At 60.3% G+C, this 23,281-nt stretch carries 19 protein-coding genes; 8 read left to right on the forward strand and 11 right to left on the reverse strand.

Annotation, left to right across the window (positions count from 1 at the left end):
• Nucleotides 1-312: 312 nt before the first annotated feature.
• From ACQK2L_RS15165 to ACQK2L_RS15175, 3 genes are all read left to right on the forward strand, one after another.
• Complete coding sequence (locus ACQK2L_RS15165; RefSeq protein WP_425397867.1) at nt 313-1,083, forward strand: response regulator; 771 nt, start codon at nt 313-315, stop codon at nt 1,081-1,083.
• An 87-nt stretch (nt 1,084-1,170) separates the two neighbouring features.
• Nucleotides 1,171-2,730, forward strand: a complete 1,560-nt coding sequence (locus ACQK2L_RS15170) for an ATP-binding response regulator (protein WP_425397868.1) — start codon at nt 1,171-1,173, stop codon at nt 2,728-2,730.
• 62 nt (nt 2,731-2,792) lie between these two features.
• On the forward strand, nt 2,793-2,945 hold the full coding sequence (locus tag ACQK2L_RS15175; RefSeq protein WP_425397869.1) for a hypothetical protein: 153 nt from the start codon (nt 2,793-2,795) through the stop codon (nt 2,943-2,945).
• A gap of 27 nt (nt 2,946-2,972) precedes the next feature.
• Here ACQK2L_RS15175 and ACQK2L_RS15180 read toward each other — a convergent pair whose 3' ends face one another.
• Both ACQK2L_RS15180 and ACQK2L_RS15185 read right to left on the reverse strand, forming a co-directional pair.
• Complete coding sequence (locus tag ACQK2L_RS15180) at nt 2,973-4,076, reverse strand: aminopeptidase (protein WP_425397870.1); 1,104 nt, start codon at nt 4,074-4,076, stop codon at nt 2,973-2,975.
• A 3-nt stretch (nt 4,077-4,079) separates the two neighbouring features.
• Complete coding sequence (locus tag ACQK2L_RS15185) at nt 4,080-5,480, reverse strand: hypothetical protein (RefSeq protein ID WP_425397871.1); 1,401 nt, start codon at nt 5,478-5,480, stop codon at nt 4,080-4,082.
• A gap of 198 nt (nt 5,481-5,678) precedes the next feature.
• Between ACQK2L_RS15185 and ACQK2L_RS15190 the strand changes: the two genes are divergently transcribed.
• From ACQK2L_RS15190 to ACQK2L_RS15200, 3 genes are read left to right on the forward strand one after another with little or no spacing between them, the layout of a single operon-like run.
• Nucleotides 5,679-6,005: a YbjQ family protein gene (locus ACQK2L_RS15190; protein WP_425397872.1), complete on the forward strand. Its 327-nt coding sequence runs from the start codon at nt 5,679-5,681 to the stop codon at nt 6,003-6,005.
• 21 nt (nt 6,006-6,026) lie between these two features.
• Complete coding sequence (locus ACQK2L_RS15195; RefSeq protein ID WP_425397873.1) at nt 6,027-6,509, forward strand: YbjQ family protein; 483 nt, start codon at nt 6,027-6,029, stop codon at nt 6,507-6,509.
• 24 nt (nt 6,510-6,533) lie between these two features.
• On the forward strand, nt 6,534-7,325 hold the full coding sequence (locus ACQK2L_RS15200) for a PrsW family glutamic-type intramembrane protease (protein ID WP_425397874.1): 792 nt from the start codon (nt 6,534-6,536) through the stop codon (nt 7,323-7,325).
• Between the two features lie 3 nt (nt 7,326-7,328).
• Here the strand turns inward: ACQK2L_RS15200 and ACQK2L_RS15205 are convergent, their stop codons facing one another.
• A complete protein-coding gene (locus tag ACQK2L_RS15205) occupies nt 7,329-14,516 on the reverse strand; it encodes a carboxypeptidase regulatory-like domain-containing protein (protein ID WP_425397875.1) in 7,188 nt (2,395 codons plus the stop codon).
• Nucleotides 14,513-14,920 carry a BlaI/MecI/CopY family transcriptional regulator gene (locus ACQK2L_RS15210; RefSeq protein WP_425397876.1) on the reverse strand — a complete coding sequence of 136 codons (408 nt, stop codon included), beginning with the start codon at nt 14,918-14,920 and terminating at the stop codon, nt 14,513-14,515. Before ACQK2L_RS15210 ends, ACQK2L_RS15205 begins: the two co-directional genes overlap by 4 nt.
• Before the next feature lie 228 nt (nt 14,921-15,148).
• Between ACQK2L_RS15210 and ACQK2L_RS15215 the strand changes: the two genes are divergently transcribed.
• Complete coding sequence (locus tag ACQK2L_RS15215; protein WP_425397877.1) at nt 15,149-16,510, forward strand: YeiH family protein; 1,362 nt, start codon at nt 15,149-15,151, stop codon at nt 16,508-16,510.
• Nucleotides 16,511-16,525: 15 nt separating this feature from the next.
• Entirely contained in the window at nt 16,526-16,735 is a 210-nt protein-coding gene (locus ACQK2L_RS15220; RefSeq protein ID WP_425397878.1) for a hypothetical protein, read from the forward strand.
• A gap of 10 nt (nt 16,736-16,745) precedes the next feature.
• Here ACQK2L_RS15220 and ACQK2L_RS15225 read toward each other — a convergent pair whose 3' ends face one another.
• The 7 genes from ACQK2L_RS15225 to ACQK2L_RS15255 all read right to left on the reverse strand — a co-directional run bounded on the left by ACQK2L_RS15225 (nt 16,746) and on the right by ACQK2L_RS15255 (nt 23,095).
• The gene (locus ACQK2L_RS15225; protein ID WP_425397879.1) at nt 16,746-18,029 is read right to left on the reverse strand and encodes a thymidine phosphorylase; all 1,284 of its coding nucleotides are present in this window, start codon (nt 18,027-18,029) and stop codon (nt 16,746-16,748) included.
• A 1-nt stretch (nt 18,030) separates the two neighbouring features.
• Nucleotides 18,031-18,855 (reverse strand): purine-nucleoside phosphorylase, encoded by an 825-nt coding sequence (locus ACQK2L_RS15230; RefSeq protein ID WP_425397880.1) that lies wholly within the window; start codon nt 18,853-18,855, stop codon nt 18,031-18,033.
• On the reverse strand, nt 18,855-19,691 hold the full coding sequence (locus tag ACQK2L_RS15235) for a purine-nucleoside phosphorylase (protein ID WP_425397881.1): 837 nt from the start codon (nt 19,689-19,691) through the stop codon (nt 18,855-18,857). The genes ACQK2L_RS15230 and ACQK2L_RS15235 overlap by 1 nt, the downstream gene beginning before the upstream one ends.
• A 24-nt stretch (nt 19,692-19,715) precedes the next feature.
• Nucleotides 19,716-20,417, reverse strand: coding sequence for a deoxyribose-phosphate aldolase (deoC, locus tag ACQK2L_RS15240; RefSeq protein ID WP_425397882.1), 702 nt, complete (start codon nt 20,415-20,417; stop codon nt 19,716-19,718).
• Nucleotides 20,418-20,521: 104 nt separating this feature from the next.
• Nucleotides 20,522-21,556 carry an endonuclease/exonuclease/phosphatase family protein gene (locus ACQK2L_RS15245; protein WP_425397883.1) on the reverse strand — a complete coding sequence of 345 codons (1,035 nt, stop codon included), beginning with the start codon at nt 21,554-21,556 and terminating at the stop codon, nt 20,522-20,524.
• A 122-nt stretch (nt 21,557-21,678) separates the two neighbouring features.
• Nucleotides 21,679-22,125 (reverse strand): hypothetical protein, encoded by a 447-nt coding sequence (locus tag ACQK2L_RS15250; protein ID WP_425397884.1) that lies wholly within the window; start codon nt 22,123-22,125, stop codon nt 21,679-21,681.
• A gap of 28 nt (nt 22,126-22,153) precedes the next feature.
• Nucleotides 22,154-23,095 carry a DUF1559 domain-containing protein gene (locus tag ACQK2L_RS15255; RefSeq protein WP_425397885.1) on the reverse strand — a complete coding sequence of 314 codons (942 nt, stop codon included), beginning with the start codon at nt 23,093-23,095 and terminating at the stop codon, nt 22,154-22,156.
• Nucleotides 23,096-23,281: the final 186 nt, after the last annotated feature.

A 23,281-nucleotide genomic window follows, 5' to 3' on the forward strand; every position in this document is an offset into this window, starting at 1 on the left:
GTCGGTCGGTGGTAAATCGGCACGAAAGACGGTTCACAGTTGTCAAAAACGCAATGATGGAAGTCGCCAGCTGTTTCGAAGGATGCTAGCACGACTGCTTCAAGGAGTCACATTTCTGGGTTGTTCGCTTTCGCCGGTGGCGATAGATTTAGCTCCAGCTCTCGAGTAGTGCCCTGAGCGGCACCGTAGCGGGGGCGAACGCTGCGTCAGCACCACGGAGGGAGCCGACGGCAGCCAGTGCGGTGCTGGGACTGGCATCGCAAGACAGCACCCGCGCGCTCGTCGGGGTGCCGCTATTGAGGGATTCTCGCCGTGCTTGTTCTATCTCGCCGAGCGGAGCAACAAATTCTGTTTCCGCACCTGGGCATTCGAATCAACGTACTTCAAGTCAAAGGGCAACTCGTCAAACTGGGAGTCGACGCGCCTCGGTCGATTCACGTCGTGAGGCAAGAACTTGCCGACGCGGACACCCAAGCCGAGTTAGAGCGACCCTCCGATCGTCAGCTGGATCATCAGTTGCGAAACGAACTGAATCTGCTGCACTTGAAGATTCAGGCACTGCAGGTTCGCATCGAGCGTGGCGAGTCGGTGCAGTTGGACGCCGCGCTCGAGCAGTTGCTCGCCAAGTACTCCGAACTCGACCACTCACTGCAATCGTCCACTCCGGCTAACGGCTCACACGATCCGGAACGGCCGATTCGGCTGTTGGTGGTCGAAGATAGTCCGAACGAGCGGCAGCTCATGGCCTACTTGCTGGCGTCGCATGGATTCGACGTACAAGTGGCCACCGATGGCCTGGTGGCCATCGACGCGCTCCGACAAGCGGACAAACTGCCGGACTTCGTGTTGATGGACATCGAGATGCCGGGCGCTGATGGACTGGAAACCCTACTGACCTTGCGGACCGACAACCGTCTGAAGCACTTGAAAGTGTTCGCCGTGACTGGCTTGGCCCGCGATCCGCAGAACGAACCACTCAGCCATAGCTGGGACGGATGGTTCCGCAAGCCGTTGGATGTGCCATCGTTGGTGTCGCGTCTGGACGCAGAGTTCAAGGGAACTCCGCAGCCAGCCCATGCGTAACTCGCTGCGTTACGATTGCGGGCTTGCTATCAGGCGGTAGCGACGAATTCGTCGCGGAACTCTCCAGTCACCCGGCATGGTTTGGCTATGAACGTCCATATTCTAAAAGAACGAACACTTACTCCCCTGGCCAACTACGGCGTCGCGGTGCTCACCACCGGATTGGCCGTGTGGGCCAGGTACGCTTTGGATTCCCACTTACAGGAAGAGTGCCCCTTCAGCTTGTTCTACCTCAGCGTGTTGCTCACCGCGTGGATCGCGGGCTCGGGGCCAGCTTTTCTGGCGGTTCTGCTGGGAACGTGCTCGGCCGCCTACTTCTTCATCGCGCCCCAGGCGAGCATGGGCGTGTCGGAGATTGTTCAGTTGTTGATCTACGTTCTGGTGAACTCGGCCGCGGCACTGCTGTTCAATCGTCTGCGTCGGCAGCGACGCCTGGCCGAACAGCGGTCGCGCGACAACGAGCGCCTTAGCGCGTCGCTTCGCGAAGCCGACGAGCGCAAGGACGAGTTTCTTGCCCTGTTGGCGCACGAACTTCGCAACCCTCTCGCTCCGATTCGATCGGGGCTTGAAATGCTCCGCCGCGAACCGCAGAACGCCACTCTTACTGACCGAGTGCGCGGCATCATCGAGCGGCAGACTGGTCATTTGGTGAGGCTGACGAACGATCTGCTGGACGTATCTCGCTTTTCTCGCGGGAAACTGGAACTGCAGATGGAGCGGTTCGATCTACGCGACGCAGTAAGCGACGCCATCGAAATGACAGCCGACCAGTTCGCCGAGCGATCGCATCGATTCGAACAACTGACGCCCGACTCGCCGGTGTGGGTTCAAGGCGATCGCGTTCGACTGGCCCAGTTGACCGCCAACCTGCTGGGCAACGCTGCCAAGTACACGCCCTCGGAAGGCTGCATCGTGCTGGAGATCGAAACGCAAGGAAATTGGACCTGTATTTCGGTTCGCGACAACGGCATCGGATTCCCGCCCAACGAAGCCGACAACATCCTCATGCCTTTTCGGCAAATCGACACTTCGAGAACCCGCGCCTACGGCGGGCTCGGATTGGGGCTCTCGATCGTGCAGCGAATCGCCGCAATGCACGGCGGGCAACTTGAAGCGTTTAGCCGCGGGCCCGGGCGGGGAAGTTGCTTCACCGCGCAGCTGCCGGCCGCCGAGATTGCCGATGCGGAGCAGATTCCGCCTGTGGAGAGTCAAGCGGTCGAGCCTCCCGAGAACACTGACTCGCGGGAGCGCACCCGTTTGTCGGTGCTTGTGGCCGAGGACGGCACCGACGCAGCTGACTTGTTGCGGGAGTTGCTGGAGGCCGAAGGGTACGAGGTGCAACTCGCCCGCGACGGTGTTTCCGCCGTGCAGTTGGCGGCTGCTCAGTTGCCCGACGTTTGCGTGCTCGACATCGGCCTGCCAGGCATGGATGGCTATGAGGTGGCACGGCGGATTCGGCGGATGGACCCAGAACGGCGGCTACGTCTGATTGCCGTGACCGGCTGGGGCAGCGACGCGGACCGCGCCATGTCGGTCGACGCCGGGTTCGACTCCCACCTGGTGAAACCCATCATTTACAGCGAATTGCTGGCGGAAATCGAAGGTCCGTCCAGTCGCAAGAATGAAAACGCAACGCAACTTGCCTGACTGCCATTCGTGAGCTAGGCTTTCGCAGAAGGTTCGCTCAACCACGGCCCCTGGCAATTCCCATGCGCTCACTGATCGTTATTACCGCCTTGATCATTGCCGGCACCGGGATAACTCCCTTCAATCTGGCTGGCGTCGACATCGGTGTCGACCATGCCGCCGAGATGACGCTCACGATCATGATGTTCGTGGCGTTGTTCTTTGTGATGGAGTAGTGGTCGATCCTTGCTGGACTCGCTGTCTCAATCGGCCATAAACCGGCCGTCGCTCACCAGCGACTCTTCGCCCACGTCCGAACGCAGTACGAGCGTCGGGTTGTAGACGATAAAATCCTGGTGGTACGGCACGCTCACGTTGCCGCCGAAGCCCGCATTGTCGCCCACCGCCAAGTGCACCGTGCCGAGGATCTTCTCCGACTCCAGCACACTGTCGCACGGCTTGGCCTTTTCATTGGTACCAACTCCAAGCTCCGCGAGGTTGCGAGCCATCGGGTGCGTAGCGAATACGTCGTTGAGCGCCGCCAGGAACGGCGGGTCGCCCAGCACTTCGACTAGTTCGCCTTTGGCGAAACGGAAGTACCACTTGCCGGGCTCCTCGGGCGGACCGACCGAAAGCTCACCTTCGGCGGTGCCTTCGATGGGGGCAATGAACCCTTCGCCACCGGGCAGGTTGCCGAACTGACCTGGCTGGCTGATGATGCCGGTGTCGGCCGTGCCGTCGCGGCCTTCGAGCGAAAACCTCAGCACCCTTCCTTCGGCACTGTGAACTTCGGCTTCGGTAGCCTTGGTCAAAGCCTCGGCGGCCGCCACGCTACGTCGCTCCACCATCTTCCAATCGGCGGTCATCACGCCAGAGAACATCTCCAACTCCACACCAGGCATGGTGGCGACCCGGGCGATGTTGGTGCGTGTCAATAGTCGCCGAAAGTTGGTGTGCGACACACTCGAGGCCGAGAGTACTAACATCACGTCGATCGAATCGCTGGCCGAAGACAAGTACTTCTCGAGCTTCTCGATATCCTCGGGCGCAATCGTCTTGTCGAGCAGCTTGTCAGCCAGACTCGTCTCCTCGAGATAGTCCATAAAGCCCGTTGGATAGACTTGCTCGAACACATGACGCGGAGGCTCCGCGCCCGACTCTTGCCCGCCTGGATAGATGGAGATGAGCGTTTCGACATCGCGCTGTTTCGCCTTAGCAGCAATCAACTCGGCCAACGCCTGGCGGGTGGGCACTTCGCTGGTGGCCGTTTCGAACGGCGCGTCGTCGGTCACGATGGCCAATCGCTCGCCAGCGCGGCAAGCCAGGTTCACGTCTAGCAGCGAATCAATCGCTTGATCAAACGGCATGGTCTATTCTTCCTGTTCGGTGGTTGTGTTGGTTTCATTCGTCGTGCTGTCGCCCGGCGGGTCGAACGCTGCAACCAGAGCAATGTCATCCGCTGGGGCAACGGTTCGCAGGTCCAACAGCACGCGGTCGTTCCGCCAGTTGCCAACGATCTGCGGTCTCGAATCTTCCAGTTGCTTCTGAATCCTCGCCAGCTGCTCGCCATCGCACAGCACGCTAATGCCAACCGAGGGCAATGGCCTTGTGCCGCCCATGTCTTCGGCCGAGGGGATCTCGACCGGCGAGGCGGTCACGATGCCCGGTTGCGATTCGATCTGCGCGGCCATGCGTTCGGCCCGTGATTGCAGGTTGAGAATCGGCGTGGATAACAACGCGAGCGTGGGGATCGAAGTTGCTGCGCGCTCGGTGTCGCGGAATAGCGTGAGCGTCGCTCCCATTGCGCTTTCAACCAAGGGATCGACACAAAGCGCTGTCGCAAGTGGCGAACCGCTGAGCTTGTCGACCGCGTCGCGGCGGCCGATTGCCAACCCGCAAGCCGGCCCGCCGGTGTAGCCGTCGCCTCGAGCGATGGTGAGTGCCACGCCCGCCGCCAAGCTGTCCGAAGCGGTCACCACGTCGAGCGGAATGGCTTCGCCCAGCGACGCCAGCGCGCCGCGGCCGATGTGATGGACTACTTTGGCCCCGTGCTCGCCGGCGAGCTTCACCAGCTCGGCCAACTCAGGTCGACAAGTCTGATCGCGCAAAGCATGTGGCAGCGCCTCGACACGCAGCAGCACGCCCGCACCGTCGGCCAAAGCCGCGCGGTAGTCGTCCAGCGAAACCGAATCACTCGCGCCCACCTCTACGAGGTCGACGCCGGCTTGCTGCGCGAGATCGGTTAAGCGGATACTGCCATCCATGGTGCCGACTTCGCCCCGCGCGACGACAATCGCGCGTCCTTCGGCCAGCGTGCTCAACGCGAGCAGCACTGCGCCCGCGGGCGAGTTGAAGATGGCTGCCGCTTGGCCGCCAGCGACTTGGGCCACCAGTTCTGCGACTTGTTGGCCACCGCGGGCGTGGTAGTGCTGGGCGGTGACCGAAAGCGTGGCCAACGCCTCATCGGCCAGCGGCGGACCGGTGAGCCCGGGCAGCCACAAGTTGCCAGTGGCGTTCACCACCTGCGGTGCCTGACTGGCGTGCCGTCCCAGGATAAACCGGGCAGCGCGATCGGCAATCTCGCCAATCGAGGGAATTGGGGCATCGAGCGCGCGACGACTCACTTCGCGGCGCATCCGCTCGACGAATTGCCGCACGCCGTTGGTGACTTCGAGTTCCTGCACGCGGTCGACCAAGCTCTTAATCCTGGGATTCTCCATCAGATCGTTGACCGATGGCAGTCGACTGAAAAGATCGTTGGGGGTCTTCATCGCAAACTCGCACAGGCCAAGTGTTTCACAACCGCACCGCCGATGATTCTATCACACAAACGGCCGGTCGTGTCACCACCCATACGGCCAACTTGCTTGCAAACCGCGACAGGGTGCCACACAATAACGTGGCTCGTTCGACTCGTGCTTATCCGAACGGCAGCAGTTCATCTAAGCAAGTATCAATGGGAGGGTGCGATGATTGTTGTGAACACGGAGACCGTTCCCGGCTTTGTAGTAGCCGGCGTGAAAGGGATGGTGCAAGGAAACACGGTTCGAGCCAAGCACGCGGGGCGGGACATTGCCGCCGGGTTCAAGAATCTGGTGGGAGGTGAGCTGAAAGGATACACCGAATTGTTGACGGAGTCGCGCCGTCAGGCGGTGGAACGCATGATGGCGCAAGCGCAGGAGCTGGGCGCAAACGCGATTGTCAACGTTCGCTTCACGACCAGCGCCGTGACAGCCGGTGCGGCCGAGCTGTACGCCTACGGCACCGCCGTGGTGCTGAAGAAGCCTTCCGCCTAGCTCTATTGGAGGACCACAACCATGGAAGATGCCATTGGGCTGATGATCGGCGTAGGTTTCGTAACGTTCATGCTGGCGCTCGGCTTTTTCGTGGGCGGCTGGCAGGAAAGGTCGCATATCAAGAAGCTGGATGACCGCGAAAGCGCTAACGGCGACTTTCTGATCACTCAGGGCAAGACCGCGTACAACGTGAGCCCCGACGGGCCGCCCCCCACAATCCTCATTGGCGAATCAGTGATCGCCAGCGACTACCTCAAGACATTCCTCGCAGGCCTGCGCAACCTGTTCGGCGGCGAAGTGAAGAGCTATCAAACGCTGATGGACCGTGCACGTCGAGAAGCGCTGCAGCGAATCGTCGAGCAAGCGCGGGCGGGCGGTTACAATGCGGTGTGCAACGTTCGTATGCAAGCTGCCGACGTCGGTGGTAGCACGTCGATGGGAAAGAAAGCGATGGTCATGGCCGCCATCCTGGCATCGGCCACCGCTTACCACCGACAAGGGTAACGCGACCTGCCGCGCACCAGAGCCATGCCCAAGCCACGCCACGATCCGTCGATCGAGAACGAGCCGCACTTCTTCGCAGCTCCGCTGGACGTCGATCCGAGCGAAGCGAAGGCCGAAACGCTCATTGACCGCGAGCAAGCAAGGGCGACCGAGCACGATAAGGTCGACCACGTCGTGTGGGACGAACCTTCGCTGCACAGCGAACTGGCAGGCGAGCCGGATGAGTCGCAACTCACCTACAGTCGGTGGCTCGAAAAGAACATCGCCGCAACCAGTTGGGCGAAGAGCTGGCTGACTACCTTGGCCGTGGCCGCAGCGGCAGGGCCGTTCGCGATCATCGGGGCGTTGTTCACTCCGCCCGAAGCGGGAATCGCTACCAGCGGTGGCTTGATTGCCGTATGCGTGGTGGCACCGCTGACCGAAGAGATCATGAAGATCGCCATCGCCCTGTGGGTGGTGGAGAAACGGCCTTTTTGGTTCAAGTCGATTGGACAGATTCTATTCTGTGCCTTGGCGGGCGGGATCCTGTTCGGCGTGATCGAGATCCTGGTCTACCTGAACCTTTACCTTCCCAACGCGGGACCATCGCTCGCGCGTTGGCGGTGGACCGTGTGCGTTGGTCTGCACATGAATTGCTCATTCATCGCCGGCGTGGGGCTTGCGCGCATCTGGTACAACACGATCCGCGAACGTCATCGCCCCCTGCTCGGACTGGGCATGCCATGGTTCTTCATCGCCATTGTGGGCCACGGGCTGTACAAGTTCGCGGTGACCATGGCCGAGCTATCCGGGTGGCTCGACTTCGAGCCAGCGTGAGTGCTATTGCTGCGCGGGAGCGACCGTAATCTCGCCGATGTCCAGCGAAGTGTCTTCTTCGCCCGGTGTGATCGTCTCCATTGTGAATGTCGAGCGACCGATGGGCGTTGCAGCCTCGTCGCCCTGTTGCTGGGTGACCGAGACATTGAATCGCGCGGCGGGAACTCTTTCGATTCGGAATGTGCCATCGTCGTTGACTTGCACGTTCTGCTTGGAGTACTGCTTGCCGGCTTCGGATTGCATGAACTCCGACCACGCCGCCCAATCTTTTCGGATCATATCTACCGGGCCGCTAAACGGAGGGGCGTCGGTGCCAATGCTAAGTTGCACGCCCTCCCAACTATCGAGGCCCACCAGCTTACCAACGACTGGTCGACCGCCACCGAAGATCATTTTCGTGGGCACGCCGGGAAGCACATCGACAAACTGCACCGGTCGAAGCGTTCGAATCTTATCCTCACCAACCGGTTTGCTGATGCGCGACACTTGCACCACGCCGGGCGGGACCTTGTCGAACACGTAGCGGCCATCATCTCCAGAAGTTACCTCGTCGCTGCAAGTTAGCATCAACATCACGTCGAGCCCCTCGGGATCACGATGCCCGCGAGCCGACATTTCGATCGACTCATCGGCGCCAGGAGTCTCTCCCCAGAGCACTTGCCCCTCGATGCGGCCCCATGGTTCAAGGTGCACGTCGGGATGCTCGCGAACCCACTCCAAGTTGATGATGGCCACGCCCGACGGGTGTGTGGCGATCAGCGCCGCCGGCGCTGACTCGTCCGGCAGCGTGAATGTTCCATCCTCGGCGGTGGTGGTCCAGCGGGGTTGCGACCATCGATCACGCAGCGACGCATCGTCAGCCAGGTCGCGCAAAGCGATGGAGCCGCCATCGATGCGAACTGTACGCCGGCACATCGCAATGGCCACCTTGGCGTCAGCGACCGGCTTGCCATCGACATCCACCAAACGCCCAGAAACACCCGCGGAGCGATGCAGTCGAATCGTCCGGCCGCGCTGCGGGGCGTCGCGGAGAACCTCACCGGTTTCAAACGGAACGTACCCATCCGCCTCGACGCGAATCGCTTGTCTGTCGTAGCCTTTTCTCCCCTTGGGTGGCCAGATCAACTCGCCGTTCTGATAGTTTCTGATCATGTGCGTCTGCCATTGCCAACCGAAACCCTCCATGAAGCTGGTGCCGGGCAGCGCCAGGAACTCCTTAATCGGCTCACCCGACTCGGCGTCGACTACCATGGCGGAGAACGTGGCTTCTGAATCGTCCAGTTTCTTCACTGGCTCCTTATTCTCTTCCTCGGTCTTCTCCCTCGCCCCTTGCAGGTCCTCGAACAACTTCTCATGCATCTCTAGCCGGTCGGCTTCATCGGGGGTGAGACCTCCGAGCGTGATCTCGTGAACTTCGCCGGGCTTCAGTTCCAGCTCCTTGGTAGGCAGCGAAATGGTCACGCCCTGTGGCCTCTTGATGCCCCGTCGGTAGTAGCACGCCATGTTTGGCGGCACACAAGGAAAGTTGAACTCACCTGCTTTTGGTTGGGGTCGCCGATCTGGGACGTGAATGTTAATTGACAAGTCCGGCAGACCGTCCTTCTCGGCGATGGAAGTGCTGACGCTAGCCGATTGCTCCATTCCCTCGGCCGGTAAGATCGTACTGTTGATGCTTGCCCACCGCTGAAGCTGAATGGCCGCGCCCGCTTCGCGTCCCTGCCGAGTAGCCAACGCAAAGCCATGCTCCGGGTGCACGGCGATCAGGTAGTACTTCAACTTCTCATCGGCAGGATAAACCGTGAAGCGGCCTGCGTCGTCGCTAACTGCCACGACATCGTCCAAGTGATGGCGGAGCTTACCATCTTCCAGTGAAATATCACGCCCCCGATAGGCAAGGGTCTCGTCGACCGGCGGTGCGAACACAACTTCCGCACCTTCAACTGGGTTACCGTCACTATCAACTACCTGGCCGACGCACGCGTGCGCGGAATTCGGCACCAGGTCGGCAACCGTCTCTATTTGATCGAAGCGGTGCGAACCCCGCAGCGAGAAACCACCAATTGAGTATCCGTTGAATTTGAACTTTTCCTCTAACAGTCGGTGTTCCGCCCGCTGTAGTTCTCGCGCCGTGTCCATCGCGGCGTGGGTGATGCGGTAGTGCAAGCGGGCTTTGCTCGGGTCGGGTAGCTTGGCAATGCGATCTTCCAACTCCTGCCAGGTGATGAACTCCTTGCCATCCAAGAGCATCATGTGCTTGGCGATCACGATGGTAAAATCGGTGCGAGGCGGCTCTTCGCGAACCTGGGTGGCCTCGGTCGGCGAGGGCTGAGTAGCCTTGCTGCTTGCCGCGGGCACTTGCTCCATCCGATAAGGCTTGCCCGCCTTGTAGAGTTCCAACCGCTGTTGCATGTTGGGTTTCTCTGCTGGCGTGGCTAGTTCGAGGGCCTTTTGCTCCGTTGCAATGGCCTTCTCGAAATCATCTGCCTCCGCGTAGGCGGCGGCCAAGGTATCGTACAACTGCGCGGTGGGCTGACCGAATAGTTCGATGGCTTCGGTCGCCAGCTTCACGGCTCGTTTTCCATCACGGAACGATGCTGCTGGAGCTGCTGCGAACAAGTAGGCTAGGTTATTCTTCGCGATTGCTTCGTAAGTTGTCCCACTTGCCTCACCGTCCGCGATGATTTGCTCGTACAGATTTACTTGGCCAGCGAAGTCTCGCTTTTGCTCCAACTCGCGGGCCCTTTCCAAAAGCCGCTGCAGGTTGGACTCTCCTACGGCGCCATCCTCAACTTTCGAGAGTCGCTCTCGCAGGGCGATTGCTTCATCCGGTTGGCCGGTCGCTTCGTAGGCTTTGGCCAACGCGCTGTAGAGCGGGCGGACCAGTTCAAGTGATTTGGTATCGCCAATTGCCGATGCCCCCTCTTCGATGGCTCGATCGTAGTCACGAAACGACTCATCCTTGCAGTTCACCAAGAGCATGATCAGCTGTGCCCGCACGTACGGTGCAGCGCGAGGCGTAGGATCCATCGACAGTACTTGCTCGTAGTCTGCAATTGCCTTGCCGTACTCCTCTGCTTGTAACCAGTAACGACCACGCATCACTAGGGCAGACGTCAATTCATCTCCGTTGAAGAGGTCGACTGCCTCGGACATTTTTTCGGCCGCCTCGAAAGGCTTCCCGTCTCCAGCCAGCTTAGTAGCTTCTAGACCAATGGCGCCTAGTTTGTTGCGCGCCTCCTGGTTCTTCATTTCGACATCGACGGTAATGGTCCCGCCCTCTAAGACATCGACTTCTTTGGCATTCTCATTTGCGTCACTCCACTCCGGTGCGGCGCCAGTCTCATCGTCGTAGGGTGTGCCGGCTTGCAAAACGGAGATGCTTGTCTTGCCGGGGAGGCAACGGACTGTGAACTTGGCGTCCTGGCCAACTGGCATGCGAAATCCTCGGTGCCGATCGAACCTACCCGACTTCAGGTGTTCGATTTGGACATAAGCATCAGCCCCTGGAGCAAGTGAAATCGGTTTCTTGGTTTCCGTGTCCACCAGCTGGACCTCGACCAAACCACCCCGCTCCATGCGAAGATCCGGCGCCTGAACGCGCTGGTCGGGGCCCACATTCACACCACTAAGCGGGCGCGGCAAGGCGTCGGGCACCGCCGTGTGGGGAACCATCAGCTGGATGTCGTACTCGCCTGCGGGGACTTGATCGAATTGGTAGCTGCCATCGCTGTCGGTCTGGGCGGTGAGCACGAACTGCTCGTAGGTGGGGTCGGGCCCTTCCTCGACCGCTCGAATTGCCCGCACTCGACCATTGGCTAGCGGCTCTCCATTGACTTGCTGCACTCGCCCTTCAATCTGCGAGGCCACTTCCAGTTGCACGTCCTTCGTACCAGGAATCGCGTCATAGGCGACTCGCTTGAGGGCAAAATCGGGGTGCGACACACTCAGCACGGGAGGAAGGATCTCCTCCGACTCTCCCACACTCGGCTCAGCCGCAGCCCAAAAGGACAGGGAGTAGATTGCGTCGCCTCGAGCGGCCAGCAGCTTCTCATACTCCTGGCGATCAAACGGAGCGGCATCATCGATCGAATAGCGACCCTCGGCGTCGGTCACTGCGTTGTGAATCCCAGGGGGAAGCGGCGTGGTTGCCCCTCGGCTAACCCTCACCTGCGCCCCCTCGATGGGCTTGCCATCGGGGTCGGTGACGGCGCCGGTGAGCGTTGCCGAGGGTTCGAGTGTTACGCGGGCGTTCACGCCAGCGGCGAGTGCTGGCTTGGCAGCGCTGGCATATCGAGTGACAAAGCCAGGTTTCTGAGTTACGAGCCAGAAGACTTCGTTCTCGTTTCGAGACGCAGCTTCCCGCCAGTCCTTCTCCGCGGTAGCGACTTCGTCCTTGGTAAGAACATCGGCAAACTCAAACCGTCCATCGGGGCCAGTGGTGGCGGTAGCAAGCTGCTTGAAATTGTCGGCCAGCTGGCGACTTCGATATAGCGTGACCGTCACTCCATTGGCCGGCTTGCCGTCAGGAGCGAGACAAACACCCTCGACCAGGTTTGGTGTCTTCTGGGCCTCGAAACGAAAGTTCTTGGTCCCCTGCCCTGTTTGTCCACCAGCGAGAGTTAGGGTGCCGGCCCCAGCTTCGAGCGTACCTTCGGTGGGTGCGGCGTCGCTCTTTTCTTCGCGAGGATCTGCGTCGGACTCTGCATTCGAGCGTTCCTCCGTTGCATTCAAGAGTTCCTCTTCGCCCTTTCCAAGCAGCACCCAGTCGAGTCCGCTGCCATCTTGCTCAACAGCCCCTTCGATCTGTAGGAACTGGCTAGTCGGCTCGTCGGTAAACCGCTTTGAGGTGTAGGCCATCTTCCATACTCCACTGTCATCTCTACTACCCCAGCAGGACACGTGGAGTGAGTCGGTTCCCTTGGCCACGTCCATGGAGTACCTTCCCGCTTCGTCGGTCACGGTCTCGGCGATCCAAATGCCGGTGCCGAAAGCGCGATCGCTTGGCATGTACGAGAGCTTAACCTCACAGTTTGCAACCGGTTTGCCATCGTTCCATCGCACCGTGCCGCTCAAACGAACGGCTTCTGCTTCCTCGAAATCGATTTCTACCGCCGAGACAGGTGGCGACAAATCTACAATACGAGGAGTCACCAGTGGCGGAGCGACGCGGCCAACGACAAAAGCGTCGTGAGTGCGATCATTCGTACTTGCGGCAGTCGACAGATAGAGCTTGTGCTTACCTTGGACTGGAGGCAATCGATACCTCCCCTGCTGGTCGGTGAGCGTTGCATACTGCACAGGGAACGACACGCCCTTCAAGTTGCCGTCGGCACAACTCGCCATCACCACAGCACATCCCGCGATTGGCTGGCCAGTTTGGTCGCGTACGGTACCGGAAACTCGCGCACCTTTGACTAAGGAGATTTCTCCCAAATCTGGATTGCCTGCATCAATGTCAATGTATTTGGGAGCCCATTCGGAAGATGCAATCCATGCTGCACCCTTCTTCTTCTCCGCCAGCATGATTTCGAACCGGCCATCATCATCCGTTGTCAGAGGGTCCAAGACCCAACGGTTACCATAGTCGGCGATAGTCTTGATCACTGCACCCGGAACAGGCTTGCCATTGGGATCCACGACTCTTCCCGACACGGCTTGTCCCGGCAACATGACAAGAGGGCTGAATGGAGTCTGACTGACCTTCGTGTCGCGCAGCGTATGCCACGACCAGGTACGAGCATCGGCATAGCCTTTCGCCTTAGCACTCAGCTGAATGTTGAAAGGCCGGTGCACCAGTTGGGGAAACTTCGAAACGTCGAAGCGGTAGCGTCCCTGGTTGTCGGTCTGCCCCTCTAGTGCAGCGATCGACTCATCCCAGCGGCCGATGGCATACTCATGTATCTTCTGAAGTTCAAACCTCAACTGAACATTCGGGATGGGATTCTCCTGCTCGTCAACAATTCGTCCTGTCAGTTGATTGGGCCACTCGACGGCAGTGCCAGAAACGCCCCATTCGGGCAGGGAGGACTGCGCAAGTCCTTCGGCAGAACTATCGCTTGGTACGGTTTCCTCGGCGTTGGCCTTCCCCGGCTCGACGGTCATCAAGCTCAACCCCAACGCCACGGCGCTACAGAGCACCAGCGCCGCCAGCTTCCATTTTCTCGAGCAATCGCGGAGGATCGTCAGCCGTTCGTCGAGCAGCACGGTGATGCGTTTGCGAAGTTGGCTCTTGGTTTCCCACAGCCCTACCGCACCCGCCAGCGATGGCGGACGCACGGAGTCGAGTTGCCGCGCCCAGCCGACGAGTTGCGCTGCATAGCTGGTGCGGCTGGTGAGTGCGGCGGCCGCTGCGTCGGCCAAGGTTTCCTGGTCGAGTCGCACGCGGCGGCGAAACAGCCAGTACAAAGGGTGCGCCCACAGCACGATTATCAAGCCGCGGATCGAGGCCAGCATCCACAGGTCGCCACGGCGCAGGTGCGCGAGTTCATGCGCCAGCACCAACCGCAGCCCTTCGGCGTCCTGGCGGTCGGCGTATTGTTGCGGCAACAGAATCATCGGCCGCAACAACCCGAGCGCCACGCCGGTCGCCACCCAGTGGCTAAGACGCAAATGAGGACGGCGGTCGCCTGCGTCGCACAGCGCGGAGAGCAAACTCTCCACCTCGGGCGGCGATGGGTCGGAGCTGCGCACCATGCAGTACGTTTGCCACCCCCCCAAGATCAACCACGCCAATACAATGATGCAGCCAGCGACCAGCGGCGCCAAGAAATACGGGCTGAGATTAACTTCGTGGATCTCGGCCACGACTTGGGTTTGCGTAACGCCGCCCGACTCTCTTGGGGCTGGCTCCTCCGCTACCGGAGCGGCTGGCTGAACATAGTACGATTCTCCTTCCAGCGGGTTTACTTTAACCACCGGAGTTTCTGACAGGCCGGCCGCTGGCTCTTCCTCCAACACCACCCAATCAGGCTTCGGCGGTGCGTCGCCAAGCAAATGCACCACCGACCACCCCGGTACGGCGAGCAAAACGCCCAAGAGCGCCAACCCACCAACCGTGGCCCAGGCCAACACCAACCGCCGGGCCGGTTGCTGCATCAAGCTACCGGCAAGCAGCACCACGGTCAGCAGTAACGTGGATAGCAGATAGTAGTCGGCAAACCATCCAAGTGCATAGTCGTACCAAGCATTCATCGTTCGCCCCCTTCTTGCTTACCGCGTTGTTTGCCACGAGCTTTGGCGATCATCGCTTCGAGTTGATCCAACTCCGACGCCGAGAGCCTCTTGCCCTCGAGCGCGTGGACCAGATATTCGTCTACCGCGCCGTCGAACACCCGATCGAGAAACCCCCCTGCGAGTCTCCGGAACGTGTTCTTGCGTTCGACCAGCGGCCGGTAGACGTAGGCCTTCCCCTGTTTTCGATGCTCGACCAGGCCCTTTTGTTCCATCACCTGAAACAGGCTGAGCACCGTGGTATAGGCGAGCGGCTCGCCATACTGGCTGACTGCGTCGCAAACTTCGCGAACAGTCGCTTCACCGCGGTCCCACAGGACCTTCAAAGCTTCGAGTTCGCGGTCGGTGGGGTCGAATTCGGCCATTTCTAGGGCTTTCCGGAGTTCTACGGCATCATAAGTACTGGTGAACCAGTAATTCCATCGCCGATTCTACGGGTTCGCCAGTAGATGTCAAGAAGAATTCAGCGAACGGGATAGAAATCCGTTGAAATTGCCACCCAGAGTCGAAACACAAGCGGTGGCGAACCCCTTTCGTCGCCCTGCTGGTTGCGGGATACTCGCCAGTCTCGCCCACTGCCTCGAAACATCGCTATGCCGAACACGCCACCCGATCCAACGCCCACGCAACTCTCTCCCTTCCTGTCGCAGGATGATTGGCTGGCGATATGGCTCGGCGCAATCGTACTAGCGGCGTCGCTCGCGGCGGTTGCCCTCTGGGGAAACGACGTCCAAGCGTACGTAGCCAAGCCAGGCGCATGGCGGGAGTTGCCCGTGACAGCTTTGGTGCCATCGGAACAATTCGTAGGATCGCCACTCATGGGGTCGTTGGTGGTGGGCACGGTGCTGTGCGTGCTCTTCGCTGTGGCCCAGCGCGCTCGCGGGGAGCGCAGCACTGACTTTGTACCGAGCTTTGTGGTGGTCTATCTGCTCGCCTTGGTGTCGTTCACTCTCGCCGGACACGAAGTGGTGAAGGCCTACAACCTGGAATACGCCTTGTGGGCGCTGATGGTAGGACTGATCATCAGCAATACGATTGGCACGCCCAAGTTCTTACGCCCGGCTGTTCTCACTGAGTTCTACATCAAGACCGGCTTAGTCTTGCTGGGATCCGAGGTGCTCATGAGCCGACTAGTCGCGTTGGGCCTGCCTGGCATTGGTGTCGCTTGGGTGGTCACGCCGATTGTACTGATCACCACGTATTGGTTTGGGCAGCGCGTTCTGAGAATGCCGTCGCGGACGCTCAACATGGTGATTGCGGCCGACATGTCGGTGTGTGGCGTTTCGGCCGCCATCGCCACGGCCGCCGCCTGTCGGGCGAAGAAGGAAGAACTCTCGCTGGCGATCAGCCTATCGCTCACGTTCACGGTCGTCATGATGGCCGTGATGCCGATGGTGATCAAGGCGATTGGCCTCGACCCCTACGTCGGCGGTGCGTGGCTCGGCGGCACCATCGATTCTACCGGCGCTGTGGCCGCGGCCGGTGCGACACTGGGGGACGAAGCGCTCGAAGTAGCCGCCACGGTGAAGATGATTCAGAACATCCTGATCGGCGTTACCGCGTTTTGCGTCGCCGTATACTGGACCACGCGTGTCGACGTTTCGCGCAAGGGGGAGCGTGTCGGCGCAGGCGAAATCTGGCGGCGTTTCCCTAAGTTCGTTCTGGGGTTCCTGGCAGCTTCAATCGTGTTTTCGGTGTTGCACGCTATGGTGCCAGGCGGGGCGGAGCTAACCGAAGCGATGATCAAGAACGCGACGAAGACATTCCGTAGTTGGCTGTTCTGCTTGGCGTTCGTCTGCATCGGGCTGGAGACAAATTTCCGTCAACTCTTGCCCCAATTAAAAGGTGGCAAGCCTCTCGCACTGTACTTGTGCGGGCAGTTTCTCAACCTCTGCCTGACTTTGCTAATGGCTTGGCTCATGTTTGGTGTGTTCTTCCCGCCCGCCGGCGACTGATCTTTTGCATTGACCATGAACAACCGAAGAAACGACCTGCTGCAACTTGCCGCTTACGTAGCAGGTGTGACCATCGTGTGGTGCTTCGTGCTTCCGCTTCTAAGTCGGCAGCCGACCATCGAACGGCGGCTGGACTGGCTGGCCAGCGAGCGGATCGACGCCAGCGCAATGTACTACACCGAGTTGGAGCGCATGGAAGATTGGATGCCGGAAGGCGTAGAGTGACGCCAACGCACTACTCCACCCGCTCGACGATCAGCCGCGGTGCGAGCGCTGCTTCGCGGCCAATTTGAATCGAATCGATGACCATCCGCTGCGCCTGCGACACCTGCTCGGCGCTGGCAAACACGTGAGCCAGCGGTTGCCCCGCGGCGACCTCGTCGCCCAGTCGCACGAGCATCTCCAAGCCGACCGAGAGGTCGAGCACGTCGCCTTGCTGGCGCCGGCCGCCGCCGAGTTCGATGATCGCGCGGCCCAGCATTTGGGTATCGATGGCCGTGACGTAGCCGGCGGACGGGCTCGCCACTTCGTGCCGCGCGGCAACAGGGCGCGGGGCGTCGAGGTCGCCATCCTGCGCGGCAACCATCTCGCGAAACTTGACCAACGCCGAACCATCGTCGATGGTCGCCTGCAGCATCGCCGTTGCGGAGTCGAGGTCCGCTGCCTTCTCGGTCAACACCAGTAGCTCGGCGCCGAGGGCAAGAGTCACTTCCATCAAGTCGTCCGGACCGCAGCCTTCGAGCGCGGCAACCGACTCGTCCACTTCCACCGCGTTGCCTGCCATACGGCCGAGCGGTTGGTTCATGTCGGTCACCAGGGCCACGGTCGCCACGCCCATCTGTTTGCCAGTGTCGACCAGCGAGCGTGCCAACTCTTGTGCGTCCCACAGAGTCTTCATGAACGCACCGCTACCGTGCTTCACGTCCAGCACCAATGCGTCGAGCCCCTCTGCCAGCTTCTTGCTCATGATGCTGGCGGTAATCAGTGGTATCGACTCGACAGTGGCGGTGACGTCGCGGAGCGCGTAGAGTAGGCGATCGGCGGGCACCAGTTCGGCCGTGGCGCCGTTGATCACGCAGCCCACCTGGTCGACAACCGCGCGCATCTCGTCGAGCGACAAGTCGGTGCGAAATCCGGGGATCGACTCCAGCTTGTCGAGCGTCCCCCCCGTAGCGCCGAGCCCGCGGCCGGAGATCATTGGCACCCTCAAGTCGCAGCAGGCGAGCATCGCGGCCAGGGGCAACGAGACTTTGTCGCCAATGCCGCCGGTGGAATGCTTATCCACCTCGGGCGCCAGCGAATCGGGCCAGTCGAGCGTTACGCCGGAGTGCAGCATGTGCCGAGTGAGCGACGCAGTCTCAGCCACCGTCATGCCGCGGCAACACACGGCCATGGCGAACGCCGCCATCTGGTAGTCGGCCACCTCGCCGGCCACGAACCCGCGGACCAGGTCGGCAATCTCCCCATCAGCTAGTTCACCACCGTCGCGTTTCTTGGCAATCAGGAAAGTCGAATTCATATCAGGCCATTCCCCCCACGACACCTTCAACGATCGTCATCAGTTTGCCTGCGGCCGAGGCCGCTGCGGCGACGACTTCTTCGCCGCTGGTCTCGCCAAGCTGATCGGGACTGCACGCGTTGGTTACCGTTGATAGACCCAGCACGCGCATGCCGAGTTGTACCGCCACGATCACCTCGGGCACGGTCGACATGCCGACCACGTCGCCACCCAGGCGGCGGACCATACGGTACTCGGCGCGGGTTTCGTAGGTCGGCCCCAGCATGCCGACGTACACGCCGCGGTGACAAACAAAGTCGCTGCGCCGCGCGATTGACATCGCTTGGTCGGCAAACTCGGGATCGTAGGGCGCGCACATGTCGGGCCAGCGTGGACCAAGTCGCGGGTCGTTCTTGCCCACCAGCGGGTTACGGAACATCAGGTTCAGATGATCGTCGATCACCATGATGTCGCCCACTTGATACTGCGGATTGAGCCCGCCAGCGGCGTTCGACACCACCAGCACGCTCGCGCCGAGGGCACTCATCACCCGCACCGGAAAGGCGACACGGTCCACCGGGTGCGCTTCGTACATGTGGAACCGCCCCTGCATGGCGACCACCGGCACGCCCGCCAACGTGCCACACACCAACCGGCCCGCGTGACCGATGGCGGTGGACTCCGGCAAGTGGGGAAGGTCGCTGTAGTCGATGGTCGTTGCGTCTTCGATGCGATCGGCAAGTCCGCCAAGACCCGAACCGAGAATCATGCCCACCCGCGGTGCGACGGGCCAACGGTCCTCAATCGCGGCGACCACAGCGGCGACTTGTGCAAACGTGTCGGGCATCACGCACCCGCAGTGGCCAGATGTTCCAGGACGCCATCGAACAGGGCGCTGAGCTTGGGCTCGGCGCGGCCCGCGGTGGCAATGATCTCCTCCACGTCGGCCGGCTCCAGCGCGTCGGGCAAACACATGTCGGTGATCACCGCCACGCCAAATACACGCAGCCCGCAATGCACGGCCACAATCACCTCGGGCACGGTCGACATGCCCACCACGTCGGCGCCAATCATTCGCAGGAAGCGATACTCGGCGCGCGTTTCGAGGCACGGACCGGTCACCGCCACGCTGACGCCTTTGTGGGCGACAAAGTTCTCACGGCGGGCGATCTCCAGCGCGACCTCCATCAACTCCTTGTCGTACGGCGCCGACATATCGGGGAAGCGCGGGCCGAGTCGGTCGTCGTTCACGCCCACCAGCGGGTTGTCGCCCATCAGGTTGATGTGATCGTCAATCACCATCACGTCGCCCGGCTGGTAGTAGGGATTCATCCCTCCCACGGCCTGCGAAACGCATAACACGTCCGCGCCCAAGGCTTTCATCACGCGAACTGGCAGCGTAATCTGCTTCAGCGGGTAACCTTCGTACTGGTGGAAGCGACCTTCCATGGCCACAACCGGCAGCCCCTTGAGGTTGCCGCACACCAGCCGCCCGCGGTGGCTGGTGGCCGTCGACGTTGGGAAGTGCGGGATGTCGGCGTAGTCGAGCGACGCCTGCACGTCGATTTGCTCAGCGAGGTTCCCGAGCCCCGTGCCGAGGATCACGCCGGCGCGCGGTGTAGCGTCCCAAGCGTGGCGAATTGCGCCGACAGCATCCTGTATCTTGTCGTATAGGTCGAGCATTGCTTTCGATTCAATTGCAGTAGGTTAGTAGTCTGAGTCGGAGGTCGCGCCCTCGGCGATGGCCGCGGTGGAACTGGTGCCTAGTCGCGTGGCGCCAAGTTCCACGAACTTCACCGCGTCCGCAAAGCTCCGCACCCCGCCGGACGCTTTGACTTGCATGGCGTCGGACGTGTGCTTGCGCATCAGCGCGACATCCTCCAGCGTAGCGCCGGTGCCAACTAGCCGGCCTTCGTCGTTCTTCTTGAAACCAAAACCAGTCGAGGTCTTCACAAAGGCCGCTTTCGCCTGTTCGCTCAGCTCGCAGAGTTTGATCTTCTGCTCATCGTACAGCAGTCCGGTTTCGAAAATCACTTTGGTGATCGCGTCGTGCTCGGCGGCCGCTTCGACCACCGCCTGAATGTCGGCCAGCACGTAGTCCCAATCGCCCGAGAACACCTTGCCCAGATTTACGACCATGTCGACTTCGCGCGCGCCCTGGCTGCAAGCCTCGCGGGTCTCGGCCACCTTGGTGCTGGTGGTGGTCCCGCCATGCGGAAAGCCAATCACCGTGCTCACCATGACAGGCGAGTCGCCCAATTCCAGCCGCGCCAGTGGCACATGCGATGGTTTGACGCAGATGCTGGCCACCCGCAGTTCGTCGCACAGCTTACAAGCGGCGCGGACATCATGGTCGTTCTGCGTTGGCTGAAGCACCGCATGGTCGATCATCGAAACGATGGGATTCATAGCACTAGCCGCAATAAGGGGGCGCGGAGAGAGTCAACGAGAAGAACGAATTATAGAACGGTCCGCGCGCAATGCCCAGGTAGCCGCGCGTGTGCCGATGGTGGCTACTCAGCCGGCAGCTTAAGATCGACCACCACTGGATAATGGTCGGATGTTTCGAGCGACACACACCGGGCGATGAACGCCCGCTCGACGTACGGCATCAGCTCAGCAGGCAGCAGGATGTGGTCGATCATCGTGTAGACGTCCTGCGGATCGCGGGCGCCGTTTTCGTTCCAATCCCAGTGCGACGTGTAGCGGTCGGCCACGCGAGTGATGCGTTCGGCGACGTTCACCAACTCGGGGCTTGGCTGCTGCGAATCGTAGTCCTTCAGATTGGCGATCACGTCGGTCACCGTCGAGCGGGTTTCGTCGCGGTCTTCGACGTCCGGGTCGTAGTCGTTCAAGTCGCCCAGAACAATGGGCATGTAGCCACGCTTCACGATCTCGCCGCGAATGATCCGCCGCGCGACTTCGCCCTCGGCAGTTCGGCGAGCGTTGGAGTACTCGTCTTCGGGATTCGACTTGAGGTGCAATCCCAGAAAGCCCAACTTGCGGCCCGCCACGGTGAAATAGTAGACCGAGTTGCGCGAGATCGAAGCGGTAGAGGTCTGCCGGCTGCCACTGTAACCAGTGAACGAGAACGACTGCCGCCAGGTGGGATCATCGCCGTCGGAAAAATAGGTCCGTATCGCCTCGCCATCGACCACATCGGGCTTCAGGCGGGAGATCACCGCGATGTCCATGCCGGTGAACGAGTCATTACTGTCGACGTGATAACCCTGGTACTCGGTGAGCCCCTTTTCGTGCAAGATCTTGATCAAAAGGTCGACCGATTCCTTGCTGGTCGTCTCGGCCAAATTCAGAATATCGGGCCGCAACACCTCGATCACGTCGGCCACCCGCTCATGATGCTGCTGACGAGCATGATCGAACCGAAACTTCTGCAACTGCCCCGCCCGACTGCCGGGCGCCATGAGAATCTCGGCGTTGAAAGTCACAATGCGGAGCGGCGTGGGCTCGGCGGCTGTGGCAAGGGGAGTCAACAGGCCGAGGAACAAAGCGAACGTGCTCAGGCGAGAAGGCAGATAGTAATACATGGGGCGCAGGGGGAAACCAAGTGGGAGTAAGCAGGGAGAATGTCCTTATGTTAATTGAAGGCCAATCCTCCAGCCATCAACAGAATTCGGCGCCAAGTCCATGCAGGAAACAAAACTACTAGTCATCTTGAGAGCTTCAGCTCGATAGGCTCCTGATTCTCGCTTATGGTGATGCTCACACCACCCACTAGAGAAGCGTAGCCGGGTGGAATAGGGCGGTTCTTCAGCGACCGCAGGTATTGGGCGAGCTCGCGTTGCTTATTTTCACCCAGCAACTCCTCGGGCGGGTCGCTCTCCACGACACAAACTGTGTGCTCTCCCACGGGAGCGCCGCTCACCCCATTGCACTCCAGTACGAATTTGCCTTGATCGTCGGTTACCGCCGAGGCAATGAACTCCGGTCCGACGTCCATATTCGGAATGAATCGCACGGTAGCCTTAGGAAGTGGTCTGCCTCCCAGCAGCACTACTCCCTCGACGGGTACAATTTCGGGTGTCGGCTGTCGATTGCAGCCCGAAAGGACCCCCAGAACAATTACCAGGGATACAAAGCGAGTGATCTTTCGCATGAAACCTTCCTCAAGCGAACGCCAATTGCTAGTTGGGAATGATCTCGCCGTCATCCCGCATAGACATCCGCTGAAGCGTCACCAAGTCTCCTGACGATTCGAACGAAAGAAACTGAACCGATCCGTCACACAACACGAAGTTGGCTCCTCCAGAGTGACCGCTGCCGAAGTTCGTCTTTCGAGAAGTAGCGCCTATCCGTGCTGACGTGCCGTTGATCGGCCACGCGGAATCGCACAGAACATCCTGCCCGGAGTTGTAATTGGTCCACGCCCAGCCGCGGTAATTCGCCAGCGGGGTTGAGTCTCTCCATGTTTCATCAAAGCTGTACCGCTCGCCGGCTAGAAGCGTATTGGATGTTCCGTCGGTGATCTTCTTGGCGGATATCTTGCTGTTGTAAAAAAGCACTCCATTGAAGGTAGCGTTGCTCACGGGCCACGCGCGAGTTCCACCGTTGCCAAAGTAACTATTTACACCGAAGTAGTAGTTGTTGTATCGCATCACCTTCTCCTCGACGAAGTCCGAGGGGCAGACGTAGGCTTCGATAAACGTGGCGCCTAAGGAGTCGGGGCCAACGCAATAGGCGTACTCTCGCTTGGTCAAGTCGAGCTGTGTGTGAAGGCTGTTCAATTCCAAGTAAGGCTGAATCCAAGTTAGCCAGGAGCCCCACAGTTCGGGAGTCGGCGGCTCAGGACATCCGATGGAAGGGCAACTGCTTTGGGAGATCTCACCCGAGCCATTTCCAATAGGCACGGATAGTCCAGGTGGAAACGCCTTCTTCGTATCGTGATAGAGGATACAAGCCAAGCCAAGTTGTTTCTGCTTGTTGACGCATTGAATTCGTCGGGCTGCTTCCCGGGCGCTTTGGACGGCTGGAAGAAGCAACGCCACGAGAATGCCAATGATGGCAATCACTACCAACAATTCGACTAGCGTGAATGCGCGAATTCGCGTCTCGCCACGAGTGTTCATCGATTCTCCTCGGATCATTGTCACGCCTGTCAGGCTGTTCGCAGCTCGCCTGCGAAACAAACCTCTCAACACACGAATGATAGCCCTTCCGGCAAGGTGCGCCTACGATTGCTATGTTAAGTAATGGCGATAGTTGGGTGCCTGCCTACGCAACGGCGGGCAGCACTGATGAAATGATCATTGGTG

Origin of the sequence: Aeoliella sp. (genome assembly GCF_965227375.1) — a bacterium.
GTDB lineage: Bacteria > Planctomycetota > Planctomycetia > Pirellulales > Lacipirellulaceae > Aeoliella.

What these genes read in the sequence shown, in the direction of transcription:
- ACQK2L_RS15175 (WP_425397869.1), top strand. Translation starts at nt 2,793, where the DNA reads ATGCGCTCACTGATCGTTATTACCGCCTTGATCATTGCCGGCACCGGG.
- ACQK2L_RS15170 (WP_425397868.1), top strand. Translation starts at nt 1,171, where the DNA reads ATGAACGTCCATATTCTAAAAGAACGAACACTTACTCCCCTGGCCAAC.
- ACQK2L_RS15210 (WP_425397876.1), bottom strand. Translation starts at nt 14,920, where the DNA reads ATGGCCGAATTCGACCCCACCGACCGCGAACTCGAAGCTTTGAAGGTC.
- ACQK2L_RS15250 (WP_425397884.1), bottom strand. Translation starts at nt 22,125, where the DNA reads ATGCGAAAGATCACTCGCTTTGTATCCCTGGTAATTGTTCTGGGGGTC.
- ACQK2L_RS15185 (WP_425397871.1), bottom strand. Translation starts at nt 5,480, where the DNA reads ATGAAGACCCCCAACGATCTTTTCAGTCGACTGCCATCGGTCAACGAT.
- ACQK2L_RS15200 (WP_425397874.1), top strand. Translation starts at nt 6,534, where the DNA reads ATGCCCAAGCCACGCCACGATCCGTCGATCGAGAACGAGCCGCACTTC.
- ACQK2L_RS15195 (WP_425397873.1), top strand. Translation starts at nt 6,027, where the DNA reads ATGGAAGATGCCATTGGGCTGATGATCGGCGTAGGTTTCGTAACGTTC.
- ACQK2L_RS15235 (WP_425397881.1), bottom strand. Translation starts at nt 19,691, where the DNA reads ATGCTCGACCTATACGACAAGATACAGGATGCTGTCGGCGCAATTCGC.
- ACQK2L_RS15230 (WP_425397880.1), bottom strand. Translation starts at nt 18,855, where the DNA reads ATGCCCGACACGTTTGCACAAGTCGCCGCTGTGGTCGCCGCGATTGAG.
- deoC (WP_425397882.1), bottom strand. Translation starts at nt 20,417, where the DNA reads ATGAATCCCATCGTTTCGATGATCGACCATGCGGTGCTTCAGCCAACG.
- ACQK2L_RS15180 (WP_425397870.1), bottom strand. Translation starts at nt 4,076, where the DNA reads ATGCCGTTTGATCAAGCGATTGATTCGCTGCTAGACGTGAACCTGGCT.
- ACQK2L_RS15245 (WP_425397883.1), bottom strand. Translation starts at nt 21,556, where the DNA reads ATGTATTACTATCTGCCTTCTCGCCTGAGCACGTTCGCTTTGTTCCTC.
- ACQK2L_RS15220 (WP_425397878.1), top strand. Translation starts at nt 16,526, where the DNA reads ATGAACAACCGAAGAAACGACCTGCTGCAACTTGCCGCTTACGTAGCA.
- ACQK2L_RS15205 (WP_425397875.1), bottom strand. Translation starts at nt 14,516, where the DNA reads ATGAATGCTTGGTACGACTATGCACTTGGATGGTTTGCCGACTACTAT.
- ACQK2L_RS15215 (WP_425397877.1), top strand. Translation starts at nt 15,149, where the DNA reads ATGCCGAACACGCCACCCGATCCAACGCCCACGCAACTCTCTCCCTTC.
- ACQK2L_RS15225 (WP_425397879.1), bottom strand. Translation starts at nt 18,029, where the DNA reads ATGAATTCGACTTTCCTGATTGCCAAGAAACGCGACGGTGGTGAACTA.
- ACQK2L_RS15255 (WP_425397885.1), bottom strand. Translation starts at nt 23,095, where the DNA reads ATGAACACTCGTGGCGAGACGCGAATTCGCGCATTCACGCTAGTCGAA.
- ACQK2L_RS15190 (WP_425397872.1), top strand. Translation starts at nt 5,679, where the DNA reads ATGATTGTTGTGAACACGGAGACCGTTCCCGGCTTTGTAGTAGCCGGC.